At 64.1% G+C, this 2867-nt stretch carries 3 protein-coding genes; 2 read left to right on the forward strand and 1 reads right to left on the reverse strand.

Going from position 1 to position 2867, the window contains the following annotated elements:
* Positions 1 to 118 precede the first annotated feature (118 nt).
* Positions 119 to 1654: an acyl-CoA dehydrogenase family protein gene (locus Q0693_RS08525; protein WP_298630734.1), complete on the reverse strand. Its 1536-nt coding sequence runs from the start codon at positions 1652 to 1654 to the stop codon at positions 119 to 121.
* 97 nt (positions 1655 to 1751) lie between these two features.
* Here Q0693_RS08525 and Q0693_RS08530 point away from each other — a divergent pair, with 97 nt between their 5' ends.
* Together Q0693_RS08530 and Q0693_RS08535 are read left to right on the forward strand one after the other, a co-directional pair.
* Complete coding sequence (locus tag Q0693_RS08530) at positions 1752 to 2153, forward strand: MarR family transcriptional regulator (RefSeq protein WP_298630736.1); 402 nt, start codon at positions 1752 to 1754, stop codon at positions 2151 to 2153.
* Positions 2150 to 2867, forward strand: a 718-nt coding sequence (locus Q0693_RS08535; protein WP_298630739.1) for an MFS transporter, incomplete at its 3' end; no start/stop codon positions are given. The genes Q0693_RS08530 and Q0693_RS08535, both read left to right, overlap by 4 nt.

Raw genomic sequence — 2867 nt, forward strand, 5'->3', positions numbered from 1 at the left:
CGGGCTTCACCCACGAGGAGGACCACCTTCCCGCCTTTTTCTACCAGGAACCCTTGCCCCCCAAGGGCTACACCGCCCGCTTCCGCCCTGAGGACCTGGGGCCCCTATACGAGAGGCTTCACCAGGGGTCATAGAGCCTGGGCCTTTGGGCGCTAAGGGGTAGGGGTTCCCCTTCCAGGAAGCGCCGGGCGTAAAGGTGGGAAAGCTCAGGGAAGGGTTCGTGGGCTACCTTTGCCAAGGCGTAGACGGCTACGGCGTCGGCCAGCCCTCTTAGGGCCTCCTTGGCGTGCCAGGGGCCTTCTTCCTTTAGCCTTGCCAGGGCCCTTTCCGCATAGCTTTGGGCCTGGGGATGATCCTGGAGCATTTCCAAAAAAGGTTCATGGGCCCGCTTTTTGGCCAGGGCTTCCAGCATGTCCAGGGCCTGGATGTTGGCCGGACCTTCCCAGATGGGGGTGATGAGGGCCTCCCGGTGCCAGCGGGCTACCCCATACTCCTCCAGGAAGCCCAGGCCGCCAAAGAGCTCCATGGCGAGGGCGGTGATGGCGCTGGCGTGTTCCGCGGTGCGCCCCTTGGCCAGGTGGGAGAGGAGGCGGGCCAGGTGGTAGCGGGGGCTATAGGGAGGCCTCTCCTCCCAGGCCCGGTCAAAGGCCTGGATGGCCAGGAAGGCCAAGGCGGTGCCCCCCACCTGCCTAAGGCGCATCTCCAGGAGGTCGTGTTGGATGAGCTCGTGGTCCAAAAGCCTTTTTCCAAAGGCGGTGCGCCTTCTCACCCGGAAGAGGGCCTCGAGGTGGGCCTTCTTGGCGATCCCCATGGCGGCGGCGGCGTTGGCCAGGCGGGCCACGGTGAGGGTTTCCAGGGTGTAGTAGATGCCCTCTTCCAGCCTCCCGATGGGGTAGGCCAGGCTTCCCTCCAGCTCCACCTCCCCCGAGGGCACGGCCCGGGTGGCCAGCTTCTCCTTAAAGCGGCGCACGGTGAAGTTGAGACGCCCCTCCACCTCACGGGGCAGGAGGAAAAGGCCAAGCCCCTTGGGGCCTTGGGGAGCCCCTTCCGGCCTGGCGGTCACCAAGGCGTAGTCGGCCAGGCCGGCCCCGGAGGCGAAGTACTTGTCCCCTTGGTAAAGGCGGAAGGCTTCCCCCTCCCGTTTGGCCAGGGTGCGGTTGGCCCCCAGGTCGCTTCCCCCTTGGATCTCCGTCATCCAGGTGGCGCCGAAGGCCGGGCCGTAAAGGAGTTCCCGCTTCACCGCCTCCCATTCTGGGGCGTACTTGTGCAGCGCATAGGCCACCTGATGGGTAATGGTGAGGATGCAGTAGAGCCCCCCATCCGCCAAGAGGTAGCCGAAGGCGTAGTGCAGGGGCCAGCCTTGGCCCTCGTAGGCGGGGCGGATCATGGGGCGGAGCTTGTCCAAAAGGGCCTTCTGCGCCGGGGAGAGGAGGGCCCGGTCCCTGCGGTTTCCATCCAGGTCGTGCATCTTTAGGCGGGGCGGGGCGTCTTGATCGATGTGGTGGGCCACCTCCAGGACCTCCTCTCCCACCAGCTTGCCGAAGGTGGACAGGGCTTCTTGGGGTAGGCCGGGGGCGAAGGTGTTCAGTACTACTTTTAGGTCTGGGTCAAGGTTATAGTGATCCTGTCCTTGGCTGTAAAAAAGCAGGCTCATGGTGTCCTCCGAGGCCCAGGCTAATCCCGGGGGTGCGGGGGCGTCAAGGTGGGATAGCTTGCAATCAAATAGTTTGAACTGAAATAATATCTTGGCCATGGTGTGGGACCTCATGGGGCGGATATGGCGGTTTCAGCGGGCCGTGCGGGAGGAGATGGAGGAGGGGTTGGTGGCCTTAGGGCTTTCGGGCCTCGAGGCCTGGCTTTTACGGGTGGTGGAGGGGCTGCCCCATCCCTCGGATGTGGCCCGGCACATGGGGCTTCCCCCACCCACCGTGAGCCACATGCTCCGGCGGTTAGAGGAGCGGGGTTTTGTGGAGCGCACCTTGGACAGCAAGGACCTGCGCCGCTTCGCCTTCCGCCTGACGGAAAAGGGGAAGGTGGCCCTCGAGGAGGCAGAAAGGCTTATGGAAGCGGCCCTGAGGCGCCGCCTGGCCCGGCTTAGCCCGGAGGAAGTGGACCACTTGGCCCGCTTATTGAGCAAGTTGGAGGAGTCATGAACCCTACACCCCAAGAGGTGCGTTTTACCATGATCGGTGTGCTGCTGGGGGTTTTCCTGGCAGCTTTAGACCAGACCATCGTTTCCACGGCTATGCCCCGCATCGTAGGGGAACTTAAGGGGGCGGAGTACTACGCCTGGGTTACCACCAGCTATCTTTTGACCTCCACGGTTTCCGCCCCCATCTTTGGCCGGCTTACCGAGCTCTTTTCCCGCAAGGCCATCCTGCTTTGGGCGGTACTCATTTTCCTCCTGGGTTCCGTGCTCTCCGGTCTTTCCCAGAACATGGCCCAGCTCATCCTGTTCCGGGGACTCCAGGGAGTGGGGGGTGGGGCCCTTTTTGCCCTGGCCCTTACCACCATCGCCGTCCTTTTCCCCCCGCGGGAGCGGGGCAAGCTGGCGGGGGCCTTTGGGGCCCTCTTTGGCCTTTCCTCGGCCGTGGGACCCTGGCTGGGCGGGTTGCTCACCGACCACCTCTCCTGGCGCTTTGTCTTTTACATCAACGTGCCCGTGGGGGCCGTGGCCCTGGGGTTCATATTGCGTTACATGCCCCGGCTGAAACCCGGCCGCCGCGAACCTTTTGATTTCCTCGGGGCCTTCCTCCTTGTGGCTTGGACCGTGCCCCTGATGCTGGCCTTTTCCTGGGGTGGGAGCACCTATCCCTGGGGGAGTCCCGTCATCCTAGGGCTCTTTGCTGGGGCCCTTTTAGGCCTAG

This window comes from uncultured Thermus sp. (genome assembly GCF_938010445.1).
Taxonomy (GTDB): Bacteria; Deinococcota; Deinococci; order Deinococcales; family Thermaceae; genus Thermus; species Thermus altitudinis.

What these genes read in the sequence shown, in the direction of transcription:
- Q0693_RS08525 (WP_298630734.1), bottom strand. Translation starts at nt 1,654, where the DNA reads ATGAGCCTGCTTTTTTACAGCCAAGGACAGGATCACTATAACCTTGAC.
- Q0693_RS08530 (WP_298630736.1), top strand. Translation starts at nt 1,752, where the DNA reads ATGGTGTGGGACCTCATGGGGCGGATATGGCGGTTTCAGCGGGCCGTG.